Source organism: Citrobacter sp. CK198 (genome assembly GCF_030333295.1).
Taxonomy (GTDB): domain Bacteria; phylum Pseudomonadota; class Gammaproteobacteria; order Enterobacterales; family Enterobacteriaceae; genus Citrobacter_B; species Citrobacter_B koseri.
This window is the reverse complement of sequence record NZ_JAOWGE010000027.1, coordinates 76,239-100,497: the sequence shown is the minus strand read 5'-3', so window position 1 is coordinate 100,497 and position 24,259 is coordinate 76,239. Positions and strand designations below refer to the sequence as shown.

At 54.3% G+C, this 24,259-nt stretch carries 24 protein-coding genes; 18 read left to right on the top strand and 6 right to left on the bottom strand.

Features of this window, described 5'->3' with window-relative positions:
* Positions 1-377: 377 nt before the first annotated feature.
* Entirely contained in the window at positions 378-1,598 is a 1,221-nt protein-coding gene (gene sbmA / locus OGY62_RS05530; RefSeq protein ID WP_049011958.1) for a peptide antibiotic transporter SbmA, read from the top strand.
* 18 nt (positions 1,599-1,616) lie between these two features.
* The gene (locus OGY62_RS05525; RefSeq protein ID WP_012133619.1) at positions 1,617-2,711 is read left to right on the top strand and encodes a DUF1615 domain-containing protein; all 1,095 of its coding nucleotides are present in this window, start codon (positions 1,617-1,619) and stop codon (positions 2,709-2,711) included.
* Between the two features lie 36 nt (positions 2,712-2,747).
* Here the strand turns inward: OGY62_RS05525 and OGY62_RS05520 are convergent, their stop codons facing one another.
* Positions 2,748-3,056: a YaiY family protein gene (locus tag OGY62_RS05520; RefSeq protein WP_024130611.1), complete on the bottom strand. Its 309-nt coding sequence runs from the start codon at positions 3,054-3,056 to the stop codon at positions 2,748-2,750.
* A 267-nt stretch (positions 3,057-3,323) separates the two neighbouring features.
* On the opposite strand from OGY62_RS05520, the gene OGY62_RS05515 reads away from it, so the two are divergent.
* Entirely contained in the window at positions 3,324-3,536 is a 213-nt protein-coding gene (locus OGY62_RS05515) for a DUF2754 family protein (protein ID WP_024130610.1), read from the top strand.
* 105 nt (positions 3,537-3,641) lie between these two features.
* On the opposite strand, the gene ddlA is transcribed toward OGY62_RS05515, so the two are convergent.
* Positions 3,642-4,739, bottom strand: coding sequence for a D-alanine--D-alanine ligase (gene ddlA / locus OGY62_RS05510; protein WP_047458545.1), 1,098 nt, complete (start codon positions 4,737-4,739; stop codon positions 3,642-3,644).
* A gap of 106 nt (positions 4,740-4,845) precedes the next feature.
* On the opposite strand from ddlA, the gene OGY62_RS05505 reads away from it, so the two are divergent.
* The 9 genes from OGY62_RS05505 to adrA all read left to right on the top strand — a co-directional run bounded on the left by OGY62_RS05505 (position 4,846) and on the right by adrA (position 13,952).
* Positions 4,846-5,529, top strand: coding sequence for an extensin-like domain-containing protein (locus OGY62_RS05505; protein WP_286459299.1), 684 nt, complete (start codon positions 4,846-4,848; stop codon positions 5,527-5,529).
* A 169-nt stretch (positions 5,530-5,698) separates the two neighbouring features.
* A complete protein-coding gene (locus OGY62_RS05500; RefSeq protein WP_286459298.1) occupies positions 5,699-6,892 on the top strand; it encodes a multidrug efflux MFS transporter in 1,194 nt (397 codons plus the stop codon).
* A gap of 172 nt (positions 6,893-7,064) precedes the next feature.
* Complete coding sequence (gene idnO, locus OGY62_RS05495) at positions 7,065-7,829, top strand: gluconate 5-dehydrogenase (protein WP_112002465.1); 765 nt, start codon at positions 7,065-7,067, stop codon at positions 7,827-7,829.
* Between the two features lie 23 nt (positions 7,830-7,852).
* Positions 7,853-9,142, top strand: coding sequence for an MFS transporter (locus OGY62_RS05490; protein WP_024130608.1), 1,290 nt, complete (start codon positions 7,853-7,855; stop codon positions 9,140-9,142).
* Between the two features lie 83 nt (positions 9,143-9,225).
* Positions 9,226-10,218 (top strand): DNA-binding transcriptional regulator IdnR, encoded by a 993-nt coding sequence (gene idnR / locus OGY62_RS05485; RefSeq protein WP_024130607.1) that lies wholly within the window; start codon positions 9,226-9,228, stop codon positions 10,216-10,218.
* Positions 10,219-10,448: 230 nt separating this feature from the next.
* A complete protein-coding gene (gene iraP, locus OGY62_RS05480; RefSeq protein WP_012133608.1) occupies positions 10,449-10,709 on the top strand; it encodes an anti-adapter protein IraP in 261 nt (86 codons plus the stop codon).
* Between the two features lie 159 nt (positions 10,710-10,868).
* Positions 10,869-12,284 carry an alkaline phosphatase gene (gene phoA / locus OGY62_RS05475; protein ID WP_286459297.1) on the top strand — a complete coding sequence of 472 codons (1,416 nt, stop codon included), beginning with the start codon at positions 10,869-10,871 and terminating at the stop codon, positions 12,282-12,284.
* Between the two features lie 142 nt (positions 12,285-12,426).
* Positions 12,427-12,747 (top strand): phosphate starvation-inducible protein PsiF, encoded by a 321-nt coding sequence (psiF, locus tag OGY62_RS05470; protein ID WP_012133606.1) that lies wholly within the window; start codon positions 12,427-12,429, stop codon positions 12,745-12,747.
* A 107-nt stretch (positions 12,748-12,854) separates the two neighbouring features.
* On the top strand, positions 12,855-13,952 hold the full coding sequence (adrA, locus tag OGY62_RS05465) for a diguanylate cyclase AdrA (protein ID WP_286459296.1): 1,098 nt from the start codon (positions 12,855-12,857) through the stop codon (positions 13,950-13,952).
* 15 nt (positions 13,953-13,967) lie between these two features.
* Here adrA and proC read toward each other — a convergent pair whose 3' ends face one another.
* On the bottom strand, positions 13,968-14,777 hold the full coding sequence (proC, locus tag OGY62_RS05460) for a pyrroline-5-carboxylate reductase (RefSeq protein ID WP_047458533.1): 810 nt from the start codon (positions 14,775-14,777) through the stop codon (positions 13,968-13,970).
* 138 nt (positions 14,778-14,915) lie between these two features.
* Here proC and OGY62_RS05455 point away from each other — a divergent pair, with 138 nt between their 5' ends.
* The 5 genes from OGY62_RS05455 (at position 14,916) to ppnP (ending at position 17,613) form a co-directional block, all read left to right on the top strand.
* A complete protein-coding gene (locus OGY62_RS05455) occupies positions 14,916-15,374 on the top strand; it encodes a YaiI/YqxD family protein (protein ID WP_012133603.1) in 459 nt (152 codons plus the stop codon).
* Positions 15,375-15,555: 181 nt separating this feature from the next.
* Positions 15,556-16,101: a shikimate kinase AroL gene (aroL, locus tag OGY62_RS05450; RefSeq protein ID WP_114847702.1), complete on the top strand. Its 546-nt coding sequence runs from the start codon at positions 15,556-15,558 to the stop codon at positions 16,099-16,101.
* 26 nt (positions 16,102-16,127) lie between these two features.
* Complete coding sequence (gene yaiA / locus OGY62_RS05445; RefSeq protein ID WP_012133601.1) at positions 16,128-16,319, top strand: protein YaiA; 192 nt, start codon at positions 16,128-16,130, stop codon at positions 16,317-16,319.
* A gap of 261 nt (positions 16,320-16,580) precedes the next feature.
* Positions 16,581-17,258, top strand: coding sequence for an AroM family protein (locus tag OGY62_RS05440; protein ID WP_012133600.1), 678 nt, complete (start codon positions 16,581-16,583; stop codon positions 17,256-17,258).
* 70 nt (positions 17,259-17,328) lie between these two features.
* Positions 17,329-17,613, top strand: a complete 285-nt coding sequence (gene ppnP / locus OGY62_RS05435) for a pyrimidine/purine nucleoside phosphorylase (protein ID WP_024130605.1) — start codon at positions 17,329-17,331, stop codon at positions 17,611-17,613.
* 37 nt (positions 17,614-17,650) lie between these two features.
* Here the strand turns inward: ppnP and rdgC are convergent, their stop codons facing one another.
* Positions 17,651-18,562 (bottom strand): recombination-associated protein RdgC, encoded by a 912-nt coding sequence (rdgC, locus tag OGY62_RS05430; RefSeq protein ID WP_024130604.1) that lies wholly within the window; start codon positions 18,560-18,562, stop codon positions 17,651-17,653.
* 125 nt (positions 18,563-18,687) lie between these two features.
* Between rdgC and mak the strand changes: the two genes are divergently transcribed.
* Positions 18,688-19,596 (top strand): fructokinase, encoded by a 909-nt coding sequence (gene mak / locus OGY62_RS05425; RefSeq protein WP_047458524.1) that lies wholly within the window; start codon positions 18,688-18,690, stop codon positions 19,594-19,596.
* 278 nt (positions 19,597-19,874) lie between these two features.
* On the opposite strand, the gene sbcC is transcribed toward mak, so the two are convergent.
* Together sbcC and sbcD are read right to left on the bottom strand one after the other, a co-directional pair.
* The gene (gene sbcC, locus OGY62_RS05420; RefSeq protein ID WP_286459295.1) at positions 19,875-23,018 is read right to left on the bottom strand and encodes an exonuclease subunit SbcC; all 3,144 of its coding nucleotides are present in this window, start codon (positions 23,016-23,018) and stop codon (positions 19,875-19,877) included.
* Complete coding sequence (gene sbcD, locus OGY62_RS05415) at positions 23,015-24,223, bottom strand: exonuclease subunit SbcD (RefSeq protein WP_049009678.1); 1,209 nt, start codon at positions 24,221-24,223, stop codon at positions 23,015-23,017. Before sbcD ends, sbcC begins: the two co-directional genes overlap by 4 nt.
* Positions 24,224-24,259 lie beyond the last annotated feature (36 nt).

Sequence of the window (24,259 nt, the reverse complement as noted above, 5' to 3'; positions counted from 1 at the left end):
GTTAAATGAAAAAACTATGCGTATTTATACTACCTGGCGGCGCGTTGCAAAGCGCTAAAAAGACAATAATAGTGTGAAAAACGTAACGACGAGTAAACAGGGCATTTTTTCCCAATCGCGAATGTCCGCTTTTGTGATCCCGCGCTTGTGGTAACCTTGGTCGGTTTTTGGGTTTCGCCTTCCTGTTGCCGTTGAAGGGAGCCGAAACTCGCTGAAACAATTCTGAAAAAACGATGTGCGAACTAAGCTGGCGAATACGGGTCACAATGCTCGGTTTCCGTCGCGGTTTTGTTGGGTCAGGCCCGTCTTGTCGCGCTCAGCGCTGCGGCAAAAGCACAGCAGTCGTCATAACGATAAGAAGTTAGCAGGAGAGCATCATGTTTAAGTCTTTTTTCCCAAAGCCGGGGCCGTTTTTTATCTCGGCGTTTTTTTGGGCGCTTGTCGCCGTCATTTTCTGGCAAGCGGGTGGAGGCGCCTGGGTTGCGCATCTTACTGGCGCTTCCGGTGATGTTCCCATCAGTGCCGCACGCTTCTGGTCGCTGGATTACCTGATTTTCTACGCGTATTACGTCCTTTGCGTCGGATTGTTTGCGATGTTCTGGTTTATTTATAGCCCGCATCGCTGGCAATACTGGTCGATTCTGGGCACTTCGTTGATCATCTTTGTGACCTGGTTTTTGGTGGAAGTAGGCGTGGCGGTCAACGCCTGGTACGCGCCGTTTTACGACCTGATCCAGACGGCGCTGAGCTCGCCGCATAAGGTCACTATCGAACAGTTTTACCGTGAAGTCGGCGTGTTCCTCGGGATAGCGCTGATTGCCGTAGTGATTGGCGTGATGAACAATTTCTTCGTCAGCCATTATGTGTTTCGCTGGCGTACCGCGATGAACGAGCACTACATGGCGCACTGGCAGCATTTGCGCCATATTGAAGGCGCCGCGCAGCGTGTGCAGGAAGATACGATGCGTTTTGCCTCTACGCTGGAGAATATGGGCGTAAGCTTTATCAATGCCATCATGACGTTGATCGCCTTTTTACCCGTACTGGTTACGCTGTCTGCGCACGTACCGGACCTGCCGATCGTCGGGCATATTCCTTATGGGCTGGTTATCGCGGCTATCATCTGGTCGCTGATGGGAACAGGATTGCTGGCCGTGGTGGGGATCAAACTGCCGGGGCTGGAGTTTAAAAACCAGCGGGTTGAGGCCGCTTACCGTAAAGAGCTGGTCTACGGTGAAGACGACGCCAGCCGCGCTACGCCGCCCACCGTGCGTGAGTTGTTCAGCGCGGTGCGCCGGAACTATTTCCGCCTCTACTTCCACTATATGTACTTCAACATTGCGCGCATTCTCTATCTACAGGTGGATAACGTTTTCGGTCTGTTCCTGCTGTTTCCGTCGATTGTTGCCGGTACGATTACGCTGGGCCTGATGACGCAGATTACCAACGTGTTTGGTCAGGTGCGCGGTTCCTTCCAGTATCTGATTAACTCCTGGACCACGCTGGTGGAACTGATGTCCATCTATAAACGTCTGCGCAGCTTTGAGCGCGAACTGGATGGGCAGGATATCCAGGAAGTAACGAATACATTTAGCTAACAAACAAAAGGAAACGTTATGTCGGCGGCGTCCCGTCTTTACCCTTTATCATTCCTGGCTGCGTTGGTGCTGGCAGGGTGTAGTAGCCAGCCTTCGCAACCGCTGAAAAAAGGGGAAAAACCTGTCGATGTGGCAAGCGTGGTGCGCCAGAAAATGCCCGCCAGCGTAAAAGACAGGGACGCGTGGGCGCAGGACATCGCAAAGACCTTCGAAAGCCAGGGGCTGGCGCCAACGGTTGAGAATGTTTGCTCGGTGCTGGCGGTGGCGCAGCAGGAGTCTAACTATCAGGCGGACCCGGTGGTGCCGGGGTTGAGCAAAATCGCCTGGCAGGAGATCGACAGGCGTGCTGAGCGGATGCATATCCCCGTTTTTCTGGTGCATACCGCGCTGAAAATTAACTCCCCGAATGGAAAAAGCTACAGCGAACGTCTGGACGCGGTGAAAACGGAAAAACAGCTCAGCGCGATTTTTGATGATTTTATTAATATGGTGCCGATGGGGCAGACGCTGTTCGGTTCGCTTAATCCGGTGCATACCGGCGGGCCGATGCAGGTCAGCATCGCCTTTGCTGAACAGCACACAAAAGGTTATCCGTGGACCATGAACGGGACGGTTCGCCAGGAGGTCTTTAGCCGCCGTGGCGGACTGTGGTTTGGAACCTGGCATCTGTTGAACTATCCGGCGAATTACAGCGCGCCTGTATTTCGTTTTGCTGATTTTAATGCCGGTTGGTACGCCAGTCGTAATGCGGCATTTCAGAATGCGGTCAGTAAAGCCAGCGGCGTTAAGCTGGCGCTGGACGGCGACTTGATTCGTTATGACAGCAAAGAAGCCGGGAAAACGGAACAGGCAATCCGTAAGCTGGCGGGCAAGCTGGACATGAGCGACAGCGCGATTCGACGTCAACTGGAAAAGGGAGACAGCCTCGCTTTTGAGGAGACGGCGTTGTACGAGAAAGTGTATAAGCTGGCGGAAGCCAAAACCGGTAAGGCATTACCGCGCGAGATGTTGCCAGGTATTCAGCTGGAAAGTCCGAAGATCACCCGTAATCTCACTACCGCGTGGTTTGCTAAACGTGTGGATGAGCGTCGGGCGCGTTGTATGAATTTGTAGGCCGGATAAACCTGGCGTCATCCGGCACAGGGAGGGTTACTGATGACGGTGACGCCAGCGCAAAATTACGGCAATGACGCCAAAAATCAGGCAACCTGTCAGGAAAGGCACCAGTCCGAAAATGGTGCCGACGCCTAATCCAATTTCCACGCGGGGGCGTCCGGTCTCTTGCATCTGCATCAGATGTTCATAAACGCCAGGCGCGTGAACCAGAAGGTTCAGGATCTGCGCCCCTGCCCAAAAGCAAAACAGCACAAACACGGCATAGGCGATATTACCTGGCGTGGAGGAGGTATCTCGATGTTTCCCGCTAAACAGGGATTTTGAGAGGGTAAAGTCAGCCATAAAGACCTCCGGGATAGTCTTCTGCACGAATCTGGCGTCATGCCAGCGGCTTATCGTGAAGTCTGACAGGTCATCGTGTTTGTCAATATCAGAATGATGGTAATTTCACTCAGGGATGACTCCAGGATTGCGGATTTTTTGTCTTATGTCACAATTTTGTTACCTTAATCTAAATTGATTAACATTTGAGAAATTCCGCACAGGCCACAGACGCTCAGGCAGAAATGTGCGAGGATGATTTTTTATTGTTTTAGCGTCGGAGCTGTCATGAACCTGCCTGTAAAAATTCGCCGTGACTGGCACTATTATGCTTTCGCCATTGGGCTGATCTTTATTTTGAATGGCGTGGTGGGGTTGTTGGGCTTTGAAGCAAAAGGATGGCAAACCTACGCGGTAGGCCTGGTGACGTGGGTATTCAGTTTCTGGCTTGCCGGGCTGATTATTCGTCGCCGTGAGGATGATAAAACCGAAGAAGCTTAATGCGGTAGTGTGCCGGATGGCGGCATCGGCCTACGGGCGCAAAACGTCGTAGGCCTGATAAGCCAAAGCGCCATCAGGCGGTCAACACCAGATGGCGCATCGTCATCATGACATGCTGGTTTTCAGGGCGTTATCCGCCGCATGACGTTCCAGCGCCAGTTCAATCAGACGGGTAATCAAATCGGTATACCCTAAGCCACTTGCCTGCCAGAGTTTCGGGTACATGCTGATGTTGGTGAATCCCGGCAGCGTATTGATCTCGTTAATCACCACCTCGTTTTCCGCCGTTAAGAAGACGTCCACGCGCGCCATTCCCGCACAACCTAACGTCTGGTACGCCTGAATGGCGATCTGGCGGATCTTGTCGTTCACCTCTTGCGGGATTTGGGCGGGAACCACGACCTGCGCCCCGTTGTCGTCGATATATTTGGTGTCGTAAGCGTAAAAATCACTGTTCAGGACGATCTCGCCGCAGGTGCTGGCCTGCGGGTGATCGTTGCCCAGCACGGCGCACTCGATCTCACGGCCTTTGATCCCTTGCTCAACAACCACTTTGTGATCGAATTCGAACGCCAGCGCAACGGCCTGTTCATATTGCGCTTCGCTGGTGACTTTGCTGACGCCCACAGAGGAGCCCTGATTTGCGGGTTTCACAAACAGCGGCAGACCCAGCCGGGACGCCACTTCCGCAAAACGGATCGCATCACGATTCGCGCGAGTCAGCGTAATAAACGGCGCGATGTTCAGCCCGGCATCGCGCAGCAGACGTTTGGTGACGTCTTTATCCATGCAGGCGGCGGAACCCAGCACATCGGAGCCGACAAACGGTAAATTCGCTACGCGCAGCATCCCTTGCAGCGAGCCGTCTTCCCCCAGCGTGCCGTGTACGATCGGGAAAATGACGTCCACCGTCGGCAACGGCTGGCCGTTCTGTGCGTCAATTAACTGGTGTTCGTGTTTGCCCGGAACCTGCGCCAGGCTGGTAGAAGAGGGGCGCAGCGTAATGTGCGCGGGGTCGTTTGCATTCAGCAGATAGTTTTCGGCATCGCTGACATGCCATTGCCCTTGTTTATCAATGCCTAACAGCACAACGTCAAAGCGGGCTTTGTCGATGGCATCGACAATATTTTTTGCCGATTGCAAAGACACTTCATGTTCCGCTGATTTACCACCAAATACGATACCTACCCGCAATTTTGCCATCTTAAAAACCCATTCCATCGAACGCAAAGCGTATACATTACCACGACAAAACGTCGGATTCGCGGGCTTCTGCCATAATGTTTAAGGGAATCAGAGAGGAGGGGGCGTGAAAGGTAAGGGTTGGCTTGCGATTGTGCTGCTGGGGGCCGTGGGGGTGGTGGGTTACCGCTCTCTTCCGTCGTATTACAATCCTTTTGTTCCTCTGCGACTGTCCGACCCTCCGGGCTGGCTCACCAAATTCAAACTACAGCGTCTGACGCCGCAACAGTGCCAGGGATTACTTGAGCAGGCCAATCGCCAGGGAATGATCTCGTCGCAACCCGTTGCCGACAGCGCGGGCGAATGTCCGCTGTCAGACGTGGTACGGGTCAGGCATTTTGGCTCCGTGTCGTTGAGCAGCAGTTTCCTGGCCTCTTGCCCGCTGGCGCTGAGTTCTGCGCTGTTTGTGGCGCGCCAGGCGAAACCGCTAACCCAGTCGTTTATGGGCAGTCAACTGACCCGTATTGAGCACCTTGGCAGCTATGCCTGTCGCAATATCTATCACCGGGCGGATGCGCGTCGCAGTGAACATGCCAGCGCACAGGCGTGGGATATCAGCGGTTTTCAACTGGCGGACGGTCGAAAAGTTACGGTTCTGCGGGGATGGAAGGATGAGAAAACCGCCCCCTGGCTGCGTGCGATGCTTAACGGCAGTTGCACTTATTATGGCAATGGACTGGGGCCGGAGTACAACGCCGCGCATGCCAACCATTTCCATCTCGGTATGCGCGGATACGGGCTTTGTCGTTGAAGCATAAATCCCTGTTCTGAGCGGGTATATAATGTGACATATTTCACAAATCTGATGAACGGGGAGATAAAATAGCAAAATAGAGGTTACCGCATCTCTGGAACCGCTTCTGCTGGCGCAACTTGCTAAGCTGGTGAGCGTTTTCAGCTATTTATCGTTATGAGCACTTATGGAATCCTGGAAGGTTAATCTTATCTCCGTCTGGTTCGGCTGCTTTTTTACCGGGCTGGCGATCAGTCAGATCCTGCCATTTTTACCGCTGTATATCTCGCAAATGGGCGTCACTTCGCATGAAGCGCTCTCCATGTGGTCTGGCTTAACCTTCAGTATCACCTTTCTCATCTCCGCGATTGTTTCGCCCATGTGGGGCAGTCTGGCTGACCGTAAAGGCCGCAAACTGATGCTACTGCGCGCATCGCTCGGCATGGCGATCGCGATTTTACTTCAGGCGTTTGCGACCAATGTCTGGCAACTGTTTCTTTTGCGCGGCGTCATGGGGCTTACCTCCGGGTACATTCCTAACGCGATGGCGCTGGTGGCTTCGCAGGTGCCGAGAGAGCGTAGCGGCTGGGCGCTCAGCACGCTTTCCACCGCCCAGATCAGCGGGGTGATCGGCGGGCCGTTAATGGGCGGAGTTATTGCCGATCATATCGGGCTGCGGGCGGTCTTTTTTATTACCGCCACGTTGTTGATGGTGAGCTTTCTGGTAACGCTGTTTTTAATTAAAGAGGGCGTTCGTCCGGCTCTCAAAAAGAGTGAACGACTGAGCGGCAAAGCGGTTTTTGCCTCATTGCCCTATCCGGGTCTGGTGATTAGCCTGTTTTTTACGACGATGGTGATCCAGCTCTGTAACGGTTCGATCAGCCCCATCCTGGCGCTGTTTATCAAATCCATGCTGCCGGACAGCACGAACATTGCCTTTTTGAGCGGGTTAATTGCGTCGGTGCCCGGCGTTTCAGCGCTCATTTCCGCCCCCCGCCTTGGCAAACTTGGCGACAGGATCGGGACGGAAAGGATTCTGATGGCGACGCTGGTCTGTGCCGTGGTGCTGTTTTTCGCCATGTCGTGGGTGACGACGCCGTTCCAGTTGGGGGTTCTGCGTTTTCTGTTAGGTTTTGCCGATGGCGCGATGCTGCCTGCCGTACAGACCTTATTGGTGAAGTATTCCAGCGATCGAATAACCGGCCGTATCTTTGGTTATAACCAGTCGTTTATGTATCTCGGAAATGTGGCCGGGCCGCTGATGGGGGCGTCCGTATCGGCGATGGCGGGCTTTCGCTGGGTATTTGTCGCGACGGCGCTCATTGTGCTGGTGAATATCTGGCAACTGGCGATTGCGTTGCGCCGCCGTTACGCTGCCTGAGATCCGCTGCTAATCGTGATCATGTGCAGAAAGCATTCTGTACATGATCCTTTCTTTGCTGCCAAATCCAATGTAGATCACAAATTGACCATTAGTTGTGTAAGAGAACTTCTTTTTTCTACTGTTACGCGTATACAGTTACGCGTAACAGCTATCGAAAAAGAGGTTTTTGATGAAAAATATTTTTAGTCTTGCAGGTAAACGCGCATTGATTACGGGGTCAGCGCAGGGAATCGGTAATTTGCTGGCAAGGGGGCTGGCAGAGCATGGCGCCAGCCTGGTGATTAACGACATTACGCAGCAGCGGGCGGAACAGGCCGCGAGCACACTGACGGCTCTGGGTTATGACGCCGTGGGTTATGGGTTTGATGTCACTCACGCGGCGGAGGTGGAAAAAGCGATTGCGCATATTGAGCAGGAAATTGGGGCGATTGATATTCTCATCAATAATGCCGGTATCCAGCGTCGTTACCCCCTGACGGAATTTCCTGAAGCAGAGTGGGATCGCGTTATTGATGTCAATCAGAAATCCGTCTTCCTTGTTTCTCAACAGGTAGCCAAATATATGATGGCGCGCCGGGAAGGGAAGATTATTAATATTTGTTCCATGCAGAGTGAATTAGGCCGGAAAACAATTACACCCTACGCTGCCTCAAAAGGCGCGGTGAAAATGTTGACGCGAGGAATGTGCGTGGAACTGGCGGAATATAATATTCAGGTTAACGGCATTGCGCCGGGCTATTTTGCCACAGAGATGACGGAAGCGCTGGTGAACGACGACGCCTTTTCTGCCTGGCTGTACCAGCGCACGCCTGCCGCGCGTTGGGGAAAGCCGGAGGAGTTGATTGGCGCGGCAGTTTATCTTGCGGCCCCGGCCTCGAATTTTGTTAACGGTCATATTCTCTTCGTCGACGGCGGAATGTTAGCTGCGGTATAGACTCATTATCAAAAGGAATGTGTATGAACGCTCTTGCTAAATTACCAGCCCGGCGCTGGTGGTATTTAATGCCGATTATTTTTATTACTTACAGCTTAGCGTATCTCGATCGCGCCAATTATGGTTTTGCCGCCGCGGCAGGTATTGAAACCGATCTGGGTATTACGAAAGGAACTGCATCCTTAATTGGCGCGCTTTTTTTCCTCGGGTATTTCTTTTTTCAGGTGCCGGGAGCTTTGTACGCCGTTAAACGCAGCGTACGGAAAATGATCTTTTTCAGCCTGATTCTGTGGGGAATATGTGCCGCCGCGACGGGGTTTGTCAGTAATATTCCCATGCTGATGGCGATCCGTTTTACTCTTGGCGTGGTTGAGGCGGCGGTGATGCCAGCCATGCTGATTTATATCAGCAACTGGTTTACGAAAACCGAGCGCTCGCGGGCGAATACCTTTTTGATTTTGGGTAATCCGGTCACCGTGTTGTGGATGTCGATTGTCTCCGGTTATCTGATTCAGGCCTGGGGATGGCGCGAGATGTTCATTATTGAGGGCATCCCGGCGGTACTGTGGGCATTTTGTTGGTGGGTGCTGGTTCGTGATAAACCGGCCGATGCCAGCTGGCTGACGGCGGAGGAAAAAGAGACGCTGCAACAGGCGATGGATCGTGAGCAAACCCATATTAAACCGGTACGTAACTACGGCGAAGCCATGCGCTCGCGTAACGTTGTCATGCTGTGCGCGGTACATGCTTTGTGGAGTATCGGCGTGTACGGATTCATGATGTGGATGCCATCCATCCTGAAATCAGCGGCCCAAATGGATATCGTATCCGTCGGCTGGCTGGCCGCCGTGCCTTATCTGGCGGCGATCTGTCTGATGCTTACCGTATCGTGGTTATCGGATAAGTTTCAGAACCGTAAGCTGTTTATCTGGCCGTTGCTGCTGATTGCCGCCATCGCTTTCTTATGTTCCTGGCTGTTGGGGAGCAACGCTTTCTGGCTCTCTTATGGATTGCTGGTGGTTGCCGCAGCCTGCATGTACGCGCCTTACGGCCCGTTTTTTGCCTTAATTCCTGAACTGTTGCCGCGTAATGTGGCGGGCGTGTCGATGGGCTTAATCAACAGTTTCGGCGCGTTAGGGGCATTCCTCGGCGCATGGCTGGTGGGGTATCTCAATGGTCTGACGGGCGGGCCGGGCGTTTCGTACACCTTTATGGCGATTTCCCTGCTGGCCTCGGTGGTATTGATGTATAACGTGCGCGCTAACCAGGCGCCGTCGTCCACATCCTTACAAACCGGGAAAGCGGTGGGCTAATCCGGTCGGATAAGATGCAGTCCCTCGCTGGCTGTGTTAAGGTTCTCTGCGAATTGATCACGCTGTCTTTCGCAGAGAACTTCATGAAAAACAATCGGATGACCTTGCAGGATATCGCCACGCTGGCTGGGCTAAATAAGATGACGGTAAGCCGTTATCTTCGCGATCCCAATCAGGTCTCGCAGCGTAGCCGCGAGCTGATTTCGAAGATCATGGAGGAGAATAATTATATTCCCAATCGCGCCCCCGAGATTTTGCTTAATGCGCGCAGTAAAACGATCGGGGTGCTGATTCCCTCCTTTCGCAACCAGATTTTTGCCGATGTCCTGGCGGGGATTGAATCGGTGACTTCCGCTCACCAATACCAGACGCTGATCGCTAACTATGAATATGACCCGGAGCGGGAAGAGCGCGAAGTGCTTAACCTGCTCTCCTACAACATTGATGCGCTGATTCTGACCGGAAAACAACATACTGAACGTATGGTGCAGTATGTGCGCGCCAGCGGTATCCCCGTGGCGGAGTTAATGGATATCACCGAGCATTGTCTGGATATGCAGGTTGGTATTGATAACGAAAAAGCCGCGTGGGATATGACTCAGGCGTTTCTGGAGGCGGGAAAACGCGCCGTGGCGTTTTTCGGCTCAATGGACGACCCGCGTGATGTCAGTCGCTATCGCGGCGTTGAGCGTGCGCTGAACGAACAGGGGTTACAGCCTTACCATGTGGTGCCAAAAGCCATTTCGTCACTGGCCTTAGGTCGTCAGTTGTTTTTGCAGACGATGCGCGACAGACCGGATATTAACGCGATTTTTTGCACCAATGACGACTTAGCCGTTGGCGCGCTGCTGGAGTGTCAGTCGCAGCAGATCCCCGTTCCGCAACAGGTTGCTATTGCCGGATTTCATGGCCTGGAAATCGGCCGCGCACGTTTGCAAAAAATAGCGAGCGTGATTACCCCCCGCTACGATATGGGAAGCGTAGCCGCAGATATGCTGATTAAACGTCTGGGCGGAAAAGAGACGCTGGACAGGGTCAATCTGGGATATCAAATATATTATGGCGATACGCTTTAAGTTAAATTTTGGCGTATTTACCATAACTTTAATTTATGCAATGGCGTGACTATATATACCCTGATTTTTTACGGTTGAATTATTTTCTCGCGAGAAACGTTTCGCTCCATTTTGTCAGCGCATTATTTACAGAAAGTCTTTCCTTTATCATAAAAATACTACTTTTACCCTCTAGGCAGTCGTGAACCATAATGATAACGTCAGCATTCCTCGGATAAGGAAATACGGTCATGAAAAATCTCATTTCAGAGTTGTTGCTGAGGCTCGCCCAAAAAGAAGAAGAGTCGAAAGAACTGGTTGCTCAGGTAGAAGCGTTAGAGATTATTGTCACGGCGATGCTGCGTAATATGGCGCAAAATGAGCAGCAGAAGCTCATTCATCAGGTTGAGGATGCGCTCGACGGCGTAAAGCCGGATGCCAGCGTTCCAGATTACGATACGGAATTGCTGCGCCAGTATGTAAAAAAGTTACTGAGGCATCCTCGTAGCTGATCGTATTCAGAGTAAACACTGTCATAACCTTGTCACGTCAGTTACCTATAGTCGCTTTGTTTTTATTTTACTGTATTTATACCCGTTGTACTTCAGGTTGCATATGTATTGGCTTTCTGTAACCCGAATTATTTAGGGTAGGCACATGGAGAAAATAAAGTGAAACAAAGCGCTATTGCTATTGCCCTGTTACCTCTGCTGTTTACCCCCATTACGCATGCCAGGACGTCCGCGATGACGGTGCTGGATAATCGTGCCGCACAGGGAGATATTACCACGCCAGGCGGGGCGCGCCGATTAGCGGGCGATCAAACGGCGGCGCTGCGAGATTCGCTGAGCGATAAACCGGCCAAAAATATTATCCTGCTGATTGGCGACGGTATGGGGGATTCTGAAATCACTGCGGCGCGAAATTATGCGCAAGGGGCCGGCGGCTTTTTTAAAGGAATTGATGCTTTACCGTTGACCGGGCAATACACCCATTACGCGCTGGATAAAGAAACGGGCAAACCGGATTACGTCACAGATTCCGCCGCGTCGGCAACGGCGTGGTCGACGGGAGTTAAAACCTATAACGGCGCGTTAGGCGTCGATATCCACGAAAAAGATCACACCACGATCCTGGAGATGGCCAAAGCGGCAGGTCTGGCGACGGGCAACGTCTCGACCGCAGAATTACAGGATGCGACACCCGCCGCGTTAGTCTCCCATGTAACCTCACGCAAATGCTACGGCCCCAGCCTTACCAGCACTCTTTGCCCGACAAACGCGCTGGAGAAGGGTGGAAAAGGGTCGATCACCGAGCAACTGCTGAATGCGCGGGCGGACGTTACGCTTGGCGGCGGTGCGGCCACCTTTGCTGAAATGGCGACAGCAGGCGAATGGCAGGGGAAAACGCTGCGTGAGCAGGCGCTGGCGCGGGGATATCAGCTGATGAACGATGCCGCCTCGCTGAAGGCGGTAACGGCGGCAAATCAGGATAAGCCGCTGCTGGGCTTGTTCTCCGACGGCAACATGCCGGTTCGCTGGGAAGGCCCGAAAGCCTCTTATCACGGCAACCTTGAACAACCTGCGGTGACCTGCAAGGCAAACCCGCAGCGTGATGATACCGTGCCTACGCTGGCGCAAATGACGGACAAAGCGATTGAGCTGTTGAGTAAGAATGAAAAAGGCTTCTTCTTGCAGGTTGAAGGCGCATCCATCGATAAACAGGATCACGCCGCCAACCCATGCGGGCAGATCGGCGAAACGGTCGATCTGGACGAAGCCGTACAGCGTGCGCTCGCATTCGCTAAAAAAGAGGGCAATACCCTGGTTGTGGTGACTGCCGATCATGCGCATTCCAGCCAGATTATCGCGCCGGAAAGCAAAGCGCCGGGACTGACGCAGGCGTTAAATACCAAAGATGGCGCGGTGATGGTCATCAGCTACGGCAACTCGGAAGAGGAGTCGCAGGAACATACCGGCAGCCAGTTGCGCATTGCCGCATACGGCCCGCATGCGGCGAATGTCGTCGGATTAACGGACCAGACCGATCTGTTTTACACCATGAAAGCGGCGTTGGGACTGAAGTAAACGGACTCCTGACGGCAATACTTTTGCCGTCAGGTGGTATTTTCGTCGTCAGCAGCCAGACTTAGAGTTAGCCTCCTTCGGTTACGGCGCACGTAACCAGAAGGATGACGTGTAGTGTCAATACTCACAGAAGGATGGTGCTATGAAAATAACATTACTGGTTACCCTGCTGTTTGGGCTGGTTTTTTTAACCGCCGTCGGCGCTGCCGAGAAGACATTAACCCCGCAACAACAGCGTATGACGAGCTGCAATCAGCAGGCGACGGCGCAGGCGTTAAAAGGGGATGCGCGTAAGACCTACATGAGCGATTGCCTGAAAAACAGTAAATCCGCCCCTGGTGAGAAAAGCCTGACGCCGCAGCAACAGAGAATGCGTGAGTGCAACCAGCAGGCGACGGACCAGTCGCTGAAAGGCGACGATCGCAGCAAGTTTATGAGTGCCTGTCTGAAAAAATCCGCATAGTGCTAACGGGTGAGCTGAGAAAATCACTCACCCGAAATTTCATACTTCCTTCACAATCCCCCTCTCTATAATTTGGGAAAATTGTTTCAGAATGTTCCCAAAAAATAATGAATGATGAAAACTTTTACAAAAAAGCGGTCGCACAGAGTGAGCCACCTCACTCTCCTCAAAATGACCATCAACGCTCCGGGCTGCGATTCGCCAGGCGGGTGAGACTGCCGCGTGCGGTAGGACTGGGATGGATGTTTCTCCCGATCGCCGCCGTACTGGCTTCACAACCGATTACGGGAGGATGGTGGTTGTTTCTGGTCGGCTGGTCTTTCGTCTGGCCGCACCTGGCGTGGCAACTGGCGAGTAAAGCCATCGATCCTTTAAGCCGGGAAATATACAACTTAAAGGCGGACGCCATTCTTGCTGGCGTCTGGGTTGGGGTGATGGGCGTCAACGTGCTGCCCTCCACGGCTCTGCTGATGATGATGTGTATGAATTTGATGGGCGCGGGAGGGCTGCGGCTCTTTATTGCCGGTATGGTGTTAATGGTTGTGTCATGTCTGGTGACGTTACAGCTGACCGGAATTACCGTGGCTTTTCGCAGCGCGCCGCTGGAGTGGTGGTTCTCCCTGCCGGTGATTGTGATTTATCCCTTGCTGTTTGCCTGGGTGAGTTACCAGACGGCGACCAAACTGGCGGAACATAAACGCAGGCTACAGGTGATGAGCATGCGGGATGGCATGACCGGCGTCTATAACCGGCGTCACTGGGAAATATTGTTGCGTAATGAATTTGATAACTGTCGCCGCTACCACCGGGACGCCACGTTGCTCATCATCGATATCGATCACTTTAAGAGCATTAACGATACCTGGGGGCACGATGTCGGAGATGAGGCGATTATTGCCCTGACGCGCCAGTTGCAGATGACGCTGCGCGGCAGCGATGTGATAGGACGTTTTGGCGGCGACGAGTTTGCGGTGATCATGTGCGGTACGCCAGCGGATAACGCGATTGCCGCGATGTCGCGGGTTCATGAGCGATTAAACGCGTTACGCCTGCCGTGCGCGCCACAGGTTATTTTGCGCATCAGCGTGGGCGTTGCGCCATTGACCACGCAAATCGGACACTACCGGGAATGGCTGAAATCGGCGGATATGGCGCTTTATAAAGCAAAGAACGCCGGACGTAACCGTACCGAAGTGGCGGCCTGACGTCCGGCAACTGGCTCAGGATTTACTGAGTTTCTCTGATTTTTCCATACACTTCGCCATCGCTTCGATAATCGACGCCCGGAACCCTCGCTCCTCCAGCACGCGAACGGCTTCAATGGTCGTCCCGCCAGGCGAGCACACCATATCTTTCAGTTCACCCGGATGTTTACCCGTTTCGAGCACCATTTTGGCGGAGCCCATTACGGCCTGCGCGGCGAATTTATAGGCCTGCGCGCGAGGCATTCCGCCCAGCACCGCAGCATCGGCCATCGCCTCAATAAACATGAAGACATAAGCCGGAGCGGAACCGCTGACCCCAACGACGGGGTGGATCATCGACTCGGCAATCACTTCCGCTTCGCCAAAGCAGCGGAAAATGTTCAGCACGTCAGCGGTATCTTCCGGCGTGACCAGCGCATTTGGCGTTATGGAGGTCATGCCCGCGTTGACTAAAGACGGCGTGTTTGGCATCGCGCGAACAATTTTGCGATCGTGCCCCAGCGCGCGCGCCAGCTGATCGAGCGTGACCCCCGCAGCGATAGAGACGACTAATGAGTCTTTGTTCAGGCTGGAGCTGATTTCGCTCAGCACTTTAATCATGATGCCCGGCTTCACGGCGCCGAAAACGATATCCGCAACCTGCGCGACGTCCTGCGCACTCTGCGCCGCATTGATGCCGTACCGATCGTGCAGCGCGGCGACGTTATCCGGGGACGGGGTATAGACCCAGATTTGCCCGGGGAGAACCTGACCGCTGGCAATCAGGCCGCCCAGAATGGCTTTTCCCATATTACCGCAACCGATAAAACCGATTTTCTTCTCCATTTCGTCACTCCCTATGCGTATTTTTAGTTGGGGTTATTAGCTTAACGTGGATTGAAAGTCTCATGAAGGAGAAACAGCACTTTGACGGAAGACAAAAGCACGAGACAATAGACGATTGCACATGAGCCTGGAGCGGTTATGACAATATGGGTGGATGCGGATGCGTGTCCGAATGTGATTAAAGAGATTTTGTACCGTGCGTCTGAACGTATGCAGATGCCGCTTATTCTGGTGGCAAACCAGAATTTACGCGTACCGCCTTCGCGTTTTATCCGTACACTGCGCGTACCCGCCGGATTTGATGTCGCTGACAACGAGATTGTGCGTCAGTGCGAAGCCGGAGATTTGGTCATTACGGCGGATATCCCGCTGGCCTCTGAAGTGCTGGAAAAAGGGGCGGCGGCGCTGAATCCACGCGGTGAACGCTATACGGAGTCAACGATCCGCGAACGCCTGACAATGCGTGATTTTATGGATACCCTGCGCGCCAGCGGGATTCAGACGGGCGGGCCGGACAGCCTTTCTCCGCGCGATCGCCAGCATTTCGCCGCCGAGCTGGATAAGTGGTGGCTGGAAGTCCAGCGCAGAACGCGCTAAATGTAATGTTATTTTTACACTTTGCTGCTGATGATTTCTTGTTATAGTAAGCGCGTACAATCTTTCACGGTTTTTGTGGAATGATTTATTTACATTTAACGATGTACTAGTTTGGTGGTATGATTATTACTTTGATGACATCAGATCCCGCACCTTTGCGGCTCTCTGGGGAAAGCCCGCTATGACGCAACCTCTCTTTCTTGTTGGCCCTCGCGGCTGTGGTAAAACAACAACCGGTATGGCGCTTGCGCAGGCAGTGGATTTCCAGTTTGTCGATACCGATCGGTGGTTGCAATCGCACGTCCAGATGACGGTTGCGGAGATTGTTGACCGGGAAGGGTGGGACAGCTTTCGCGCCAGAGAAACAGCAGCGCTGAAGGCGGTTACCGCGCCGTCAACGGTGGTTGCGACGGGGGGAGGGATCATCCTCACCGAATACAATCGTCGCTATATGCGCGAAAATGGCATTGTGATTTATTTAAGCGCGCCAGTGTCCACGCTGGTGAACCGGCTGGAGGCTGCGCCAGAAGAGGGACTGCGCCCGACGCTAACCGGCAAGCCCTTAAGTGAAGAGGTGCAGGAAGTGCTCGAACAGCGCGACGCGCTGTATCGTGAAGCCGCGCATTACATCATCGATGCGAGCCATGCCCCTGACCAGGTTGTTTCTGAAATTCTTACCGCGTTGTCGCAGGCGGCGCAACGATTGCAGGGCGGCGTCTATAATTAAAGTTCATCCAGTAAAAAGGAAGAACTATGCCAACAAAACCGCCTTATCCCCGGGAAGCGTATATCGTCACCGTTGAGAAAGGAACGCCAGGTCAGACGGTGACCTGGTATCAGCTTCGCGCCGACTATCCCGAACCTAACGCACTGATCAGCGAGCATCCTTCCGCGCAGGAAGCGATGGATGCCAAAACGCGCTATGAAGATCCCGATAAAAGCTGATAAATCCTGAAGTGTGGAACGCCCGGCAAGGCGACTGAGTCACGTCACAACGTACTTGCATCACACTTTTCACTCATTGCCGCATTCTGCTAAAACTGAAAATTAAACGATAACAATATACTACTGGAGTGATTTGGAATCTTTACACAATGCATTGCCGATCTCCTGCTACGCTTTTCTGCATTTGTAGCGCAGGGCAGGTAAGTGTCCAGGCATTTACCCGGGAATTAACGACGAAGTAAAAAGAAGGTGGAACAGAAAATGAGTGCGTCGTTGGCTATCCTCACGATCGGCGTTGTGCCAATGAGCGAAGTGCTGCCGCTTCTGACGGAGTATATCGATGAGCAACATATTACCCATCATAGTCTGTTGGGTGAGATCAGCCGTGAAGAGGTGTTGGCGGAGTACGCCGTCGAGGCCGGAGACGATCCGCTATTAACGTTGCTCAGTGATAACCAAATCGTCCATGTTTCGCGCCAGAAAGTGGAGCGCGACCTGCAAAGTATTATCGAAGTGCTGGATAACCAGGGCTACGATGTCATTTTATTGATGAATACCGCCGCGATTAACAGTATGACCGCGCGTAACACGATCCTGCTGGAGCCGTTGCGTATTATCCCGCCGTTAGTGGCGTCGATTGTTGATGGCCACCAGGTGGGCGTGATTGTGCCGGTTGAAGAGTTACTGGATGTGCAGGCGAGAAAATGGCAGGTCTTACAACGTCCTCCGGTCTTTTCTTTGGCGAATCCCGTTCAGGGATCGGAACAACAACTGATTGATGCCGGTAAAGATTTGCTGGAACAGGGCGCGGATGTGATCATGCTGGATTCCATTGGATTTAATCAGCGTCATCGTGATTTATTGCAAAGAGCGCTGGATGTTCCGGTCTTGCTCTCTAATGTCTTGATTGCACGGCTGGCTTCGGAATTACTCGGTTAATTTTGCGTGACAGGCAGAAGGTCGCGACCCTATATTGGTGCTTAACGTAACCATGAGAAAGGGCCAGTTTATGCTACAAAGTAACGAATACTTTTCCGGCAAAGTGAAATCAATCGGCTTTACCAGCAGCAGTACTGGCCGCGCCAGTGTCGGCGTGATGGCGGAAGGCGAATATGCCTTTAGCACTGCCGCGCCGGAGGAGATGACGGTGGTCAGTGGCGCGTTGAACGTACTGCTTCCGGGGGAAACCGAGTGGAAAGTCTACGCGGCGGGCGAGGTGTTTAACGTCCCTGGCCAAAGTGAGTTCCATTTGCAGGTGGCTGAACCGACGTCCTATCTTTGCCGCTATTTATAATGGCGCTTCCCTCTCCTGGCGGAGAGGGAATATTCACTTAGCGTTGCGCTTCGCCGCCCAGACCTTCAACCAGGCTTTGAATTAACGCCGCCAACTCACCCGTCATCAGAATGAAATCGGCATCAAAACGCTGAGCGTAGTCTTCGCGATCGATATCTTCGTTTTGATCGCGCAGTTCATCGCTGAACTTCAGGCGTTTGATCGAACCGTCATCGCAGATCAAAAACTGAATGCGCTGCTGCCAGTCGAGCGCCAGTTTCGTGACCACTTTACCCGCTTCAATGTGCACGGCGATCTCGTCGCTGACCAGATCCTGTTTCTTCGCGCGGATCACGCCGCCGTCTTCCAGCATTGCTTTCAGCTCTGCTTCGTCCAGCAACTGGAATCCCTGCGCCACCGTACCGGAACGCACCCATTCGGTGAGCGTCAGCTCGATAGGATTTTCCAGCGCCAGCGGAACCACCGGCAGCGAGCCGAGGCTTTTACGCAGCAGCGCCAGCGTATCTTCCGCTTTTTTAGCGCTTGCGCAATCGACCATGATCAGACCGTTAACGGTGTCGATCCACATCATTGTCTGACTAAAACGGCTAAAGGCGCGCGGCAACAGTGAGTGCAGCACTTCATCTTTCAGCGAGTCTTTTTCCGTTTTTTTCAGCTTGCGCCCCTGGTCAGCTTCCAGTTTGGCGATTTTCGCTTCCAGCGCTTGCTTGATTACCGGCGACGGCAGAATCTTCTCTTCTTTACGCGCGCAGATAATAATTTGGCCATTGGCGGTATGCGTTAACGCATCGCTGTGCGAGCCCATTGGCGGAACCCAGCCCATTTTTGCCATATCCTGGCTGCCGCAAGGGGTAAACGTCATCGAGGCTAGCTGTTTTTCCATCTCCTCGGCGCGCAACGAAATATCGCGGCTAAGACGGTAAACCATTAAATTTTTGAACCACAGCATGATAATTTCCACGGCCTTGTCGTTAAATCCAGCGGGTATAATAACGAATTGTCGGCGGGCTTGCATTGCCAACCAGAACACCCGCCTCTACTCTGTTGATATTCCCTAAAAATGAGGAGCGATGTGTGCGTATAGGTATTGATTTAGGCGGCACGAAAACGGAAGTGATTGCGCTCGGCGATGCGGGGGAACAGCTGTTTCGCCATCGTCTGCCTACGCCGCGGGATGATTATCGACAAACGATAGAGACCATCGCTTCGCTGGTCGAGATGGCGGAAAAGGCGACGGGCCAGACGGGTACGGTAGGGATGGGTATTCCCGGTTCGATCTCGCCTTATACCGGCGTGGTAAAGAACGCCAACTCAACCTGGCTTAACGGTCAGCCGTTCGATAAAGATTTGAGTGCGCGTTTGCAGCGGGAAGTGCGCCTGGCGAACGACGCCAATTGTCTGGCGGTGTCCGAAGCGGTGGATGGCGCGGCGGCCGGAGCGCAGACCGTTTTTGCGGTGATCATCGGCACCGGGTGCGGGGCTGGCGTGGCGCTGAACGGTCGGGCGCATACCGGCGGCAACGGTACGGCAGGCGAGTGGGGGCACAATCCCTTGCCGTGGATGGATGAAGATGAACTACGCTACCGTGAAGAAGTGCCCTGCTATTGTGGCAAACAAGGCTGCATTGAAACCTTTATCTCAGGAACCGGGTTTGCCACGGATTACCATCGTCTGAGTGGTCATCCGCTGAAAGGGAATGACATTATCCGTCTGGTTAACGAGCAGGACGCGCTGGCGGAACGGGCGCTTAGTCGTTATGAACTGCGCCTGGCGAAATCGTTAGCCCATGTGGTCAACATCCTCGACCCGGACGTTATCGTGTTAGGCGGCGGGATGAGCAATGTCGATCGGTTGTACAACACCGTGCCATCGTTGATTAAACCGTTTGTTTTTGGCGGCGAATGCGAAACGCCGGTCCGTAAGGCGTTACATGGCGATTCCAGCGGCGTTCGCGGCGCGGCATGGTTGTGGCCGCAGGAGTAAATCGTTTTTTGCCGGATAAGGCATAATGCCCGGTGGCGCTACGCTTACCGGGCCTACAACGTACTCCCTGTAGGCCGGATAAGGCGGTTACGCCGCCATCCGGCGTAATGCCCGGTGGCGCTACGCTTACCGGGCCTACAACGTGCACTCTGTAGGCCGGATAAGGCGTTTACGCCGCCATCCGGCATAGTGCCCGGTGGAGCTATGCTTACCGGGCCTACAACGTGCTCCCTGTAGGCCGGATAAGGCGTTTACGCCGCCATCCGGCAAAACAACCGTCATTCCACAGCAAACATCTTATCCAGTTTGCTGTAACCCAGCCCGTTGATTTTCTTCACCTTAATTTGCACAGGAATGCGTTCTTTCATCGCTTCCACATGGCTTATTACGCCAATCGTCTTACCGGTGGCATTCAGCGCGTCCAGGGCATCCAGCGCGGTATCCAGCGTCTCGCTGTCCAGCGTGCCGAACCCTTCATCAAGGAACAGGGAGTCGATGCGCGTTTTGTGGCTGACCAGATCGGACAACGCCAGCGCCAGCGCCAGACTGACCAGGAAACTTTCGCCGCCGGACAGCGTGCGGGTATCGCGAACGGCATCCGCTTGCCAGGTATCGACCACCTCCAGTTCCAGCGCTTCGCTGGCCTTGCGCTGGAGCAGGTAACGACCATGCAGGCGAGTCAGCTGATTGTTCGCCAGCCAGACCAGGTTATCCAGCGTCAGTCCCTGAGCAAATTTGCGGAATTTATCGCCCTCTTTAGAGCCGATTAACGCGTTCAGATAACCCCAGTCCTCCACCTGCTGCGAGGCGTTTTCAATCTCCAGCATCAGAGACTGCTGCTGTTGGCGGTTACCCGCATCCTGTTTGAGCTGCTGGCGGATCTCCCCCTGACGCGTCGTATTGTCCCGCAGTTGTCCGGTTAATTGCGTCACGGCCTGCTGAATGTGTTCAGGCGTGAGCGTGAGATCCAGCCCTTCGGGCGGATGTTGTTGATGTTCTGCCAGCGCCTGGCTCGCCTGAGCGGCTAAGGCCTGCGCCTGCTGTAACTGGTTTTCCAGCGCCTGGCGATGTTGTTCGAGGCGGGCGATGGCCTCATCATCCAGCAGCGCGGCAAGGAAGGCGGCGCGATCGTCAAATACGCTGGCCTTGAGCGCGGCGTCAAAGTGCGCCTGCGCCTGTGCTATCCGCTGCATTTCCTGCGCTTCCTGCTGCTGCAAGGTCTGCCACTGGCTCTGTAGCGAAACGCAATCATCATGTACCTGCCGCCAGTTATCCAGCGCCACGCGCTCATCGCTCTCCGGGAGAATATTTGTTTCCGGTAGTGTCTCCAGCAGGGGAGTCAACTGCGCGATGCGCGTTTGTAGCTCGCCCAGTTCCGTCTGGCGCTGTTGCCATGTTTGCGCGTCATCCGCGCGGGCGTTTAACCACGACGCTTCTTCTCCGTCGGCGGGCAGGGATAACCCGTAGCGGCGTAGTTCAGACAGCAGCGTGGTTTGACGCTGGTCGATTTGCTGCTGAAATTGCGTAACCTGCCCGGTATGGGCGGCGATCTGCGCCTGCAACATATGGCGCTGGCTGAGCTGATACAGCTGTTGTTCATAGTCCTGCCGGGCGGTCAGCCACGGTGAAATATCGTCCTGAGGGTGCAGCGTAACGTTCAGCGCGTCACACAGCGTTTGCCATTCTTGAGTGAGCGCTTGCTCCTCTTTTACCAGTGCCTGCGCTTCGCTTTCGTCGCGGTGTAGCTGCTGCGTTAATGTTTCCAGTTGCCCGCGTAAGGCGGCGCCTTCTTCCGCCAGCGTCTTGACCTCTTTTTCCAGTGCATCGCGCCGCGCCTGATTCACGCCGGGTTCGAGTGCCTGATAGGATGCAATCGCCGGATGCGAGGTCGAGCCGCAGAGCGGGCATGGCTGGCCGGATTGCAGCAGCGCTCGCTGGCTTTCCAGATCTTTGATGCGCGCCTCCTGCTCGCAAATCGTTTTCACATCCATGAACTGCTGATTTTTTTCTTTATATTTCTGTCGCTTATCCTCCAGCGCCGCACTGCGTCGGGCCAACTCCTGCTGACTATTCTGGATCGCGGTTTGCAACTGTTCCCGTCGTTTTTGCTTAGGCGCTATCTGCCCATGCAGGCTGGCGAGCCGCTGACGCAGCGGCTGCTGTTGCGTATGCTGCGCCAGCGCTGCCGTGGCCTCTTCTGGCGTAAGCGTCAGAGGATTCGGTGGAAGCGCGTCACGCTTGCGGATATCGCTTGCACACTGCTGCTGCCATTTAAGCAACTGCGCTTTATCGCTGGACTGTTGAGCAAACAGCGCACGCCAGCCTGCCAGTTCACTGCTCCACAAGCGGAAGCGTTCATGTTCGGTGAGCCACCCGGTCAGCGTCTGCATGGTGGCGCGCAGTTCGGCGGATTGTTGTTGAGCGCTGTGTCGAATGCGGCTGCGCAGGTGTAATACGCTTTGTAAGCGAGTATTTACTTCCTGAATTTGCTGGCGTGTGCGCCCGGCGGCAGCGGTTTGTTCCTCAATGCGTTCCCAGTGTGGACGTAACTGCCGGGCAGGATGCGCCAGGTTCAGCGCGGCCAGCTGCGGCTGCGCGTTTTCCTGTTCTTCCTGGGCAACCCGCAGCGCCTGCTGGCGGCGATTCATTTCAGCCTGCAACTCATTCTGACGGGTCAGCCAGTGCAGATGTTGCTGGTGAAGCTGCTGGCGGGCGAGCAGCTGTTTTTCTTCGTCAGTGAGCGCCTGCAAACTTTCATTGAGGGAATGCTGCTGCTCCGGCGCTAACAGCGAGAGGCCGCTGGCCTGCGCCTGAAGCTTTTCCAGGTCGGTGCGGGCGGTCTTGTGCTTTTCAAACACCAGCGCGGAGATCTGCCCGTAGATTTCGGTTCCGGTCAGCTCTTCCAGAAGCTCGGCGCGTTCTTTCGGCTTCGCATTGAGAAACGCAGCGAACTGCCCCTGCGACAGCAGCATGGAGCGGGTAAAGCGTCCGTAATCCAGCCCGGTGAGCGATGCCGTCATCTCCAGCTTATCTTTGACCTTATCGGCGAGGATTTTTCCGTCGGCGCAGCGCGCCAGCTCCACGCGCGGCACTTGCAGGTTTCCGTCCGGCTGATTGCGGGCGCGGTTCTGGCTCCAGAAAGCGCGGTAAGAGTCGCCTTTAACCTCGAACTCCACTTCGGCGAGGCATTCGGCCGTATCGCGGGTCATCAGATCGTTTTGCGATTGCGAAACGGTGCTCAGGCGCGGTGTCTCGTGATAGAGCGCAAGACAGATGGCGTCGAGCAGCGTGGTTTTCCCCGCGCCGGTCGGCCCGGTGATGGCAAACAGCCCGTTGCTGGCAAAAGGTTCTGCCGTGAAATCGACTTTCCATTCTCCCTTCAGGGAGTTGAGGTTTTTCAGGCGCAGGCTGAGAATCTTCATGCGTCATGCTCCCCGGACAGCGAATGTAGGGTGGTGGTAAAAAGCTGCGTCAGACGTTCACGCTGGGGTTCATCCAGCTCTTCCAGCGCCAGACGGCGGGTAAAAACGTCTTCCACGCGCAGTTCGCTCAGGGTTTCACGTCGTTCGTTAGCCATAATGCGTTCGCGATTTTCCCGACTGCGGCGCACCAGTAAAACCTCAACGGGCAGCGACTCCGTTAATGCCTGAATTTTGCGCTGCATATCGTGAAGGTATTCGTCGGTGGTGATTTCAATATCCAGCCAGACGGGAGGCTCCTGGTGAACATCGCGCCATTGCTCAAGTTGTTCGGTGATGGAGGCCAGATCGCCTTTCAGCACCGCCAGCGGTTGAGTGACGGGAACGGTGAGGTTCTCTACTTGATGTAATTTGCCGTTTGCAAAACTGACCAGATGGACGCATTTGCTTTTGCCGCACTCATCAAAGCTCAGCGCGATCGGAGAGCCGCAGTAGCGGATGTGTTCCGTGCCGCCAATGATCTGCGCCCGGTGAATGTGTCCCAGCGCGATATAATCGGCAGGAGGGAAGTTTTGCGCCGGGAAGGCGTCCAGCGTGCCGATATAGATGTCACGTACCGCGTCACTTTTACTGGCGCCGACGGTGGTCAGGTGCCCGGTGGCGATAACCGGCAGAGTTTGATCGCCGTCGCCGCGCAGCTTACAGGCTTCCTGATACTGTTGTTGGTAGTAATCCGTGATCGCCCCGAGCAGATGCTGCTGTTTTTCATTGCCCGAAAGCCCCGCCTGGCTGGTGATGATGTCGCGCGGGCGTAAAAACGGAATCGGGCAAAGCACGGCGCCCGGCGTACCATCGCGACGGTAAAGGTACTGCGGCGCGTGGCCTGCGCTGGCGACCACGGTGGTGTTGAGAAACGCCAGAATATCGCGGGATTCGTTGAGCGTGGCGACGGAGTCATGGTTTCCGGCCAGCACCACCAGATGACAGCCGGTTTGCTGTAAATTGACAACAAACCGGTTATACAACTCGCGGGCATAGCTTGGCGGCGATCCTGTATCAAAAATGTCACCCGCGACAATAATCGCATCCACCTGGTGAGATTGCGCGGTTTCCAGCAGCCAGTCGAGAAACGCCTGGTGCTCGGCGGCGCGGCTTTTGCTGTAGAAGTTTTGTCCCAGATGCCAGTCAGAGGTGTGAAGGATGCGCATAACGGTTCCATGACGAAAAAGCGTGGGCAGGATTAT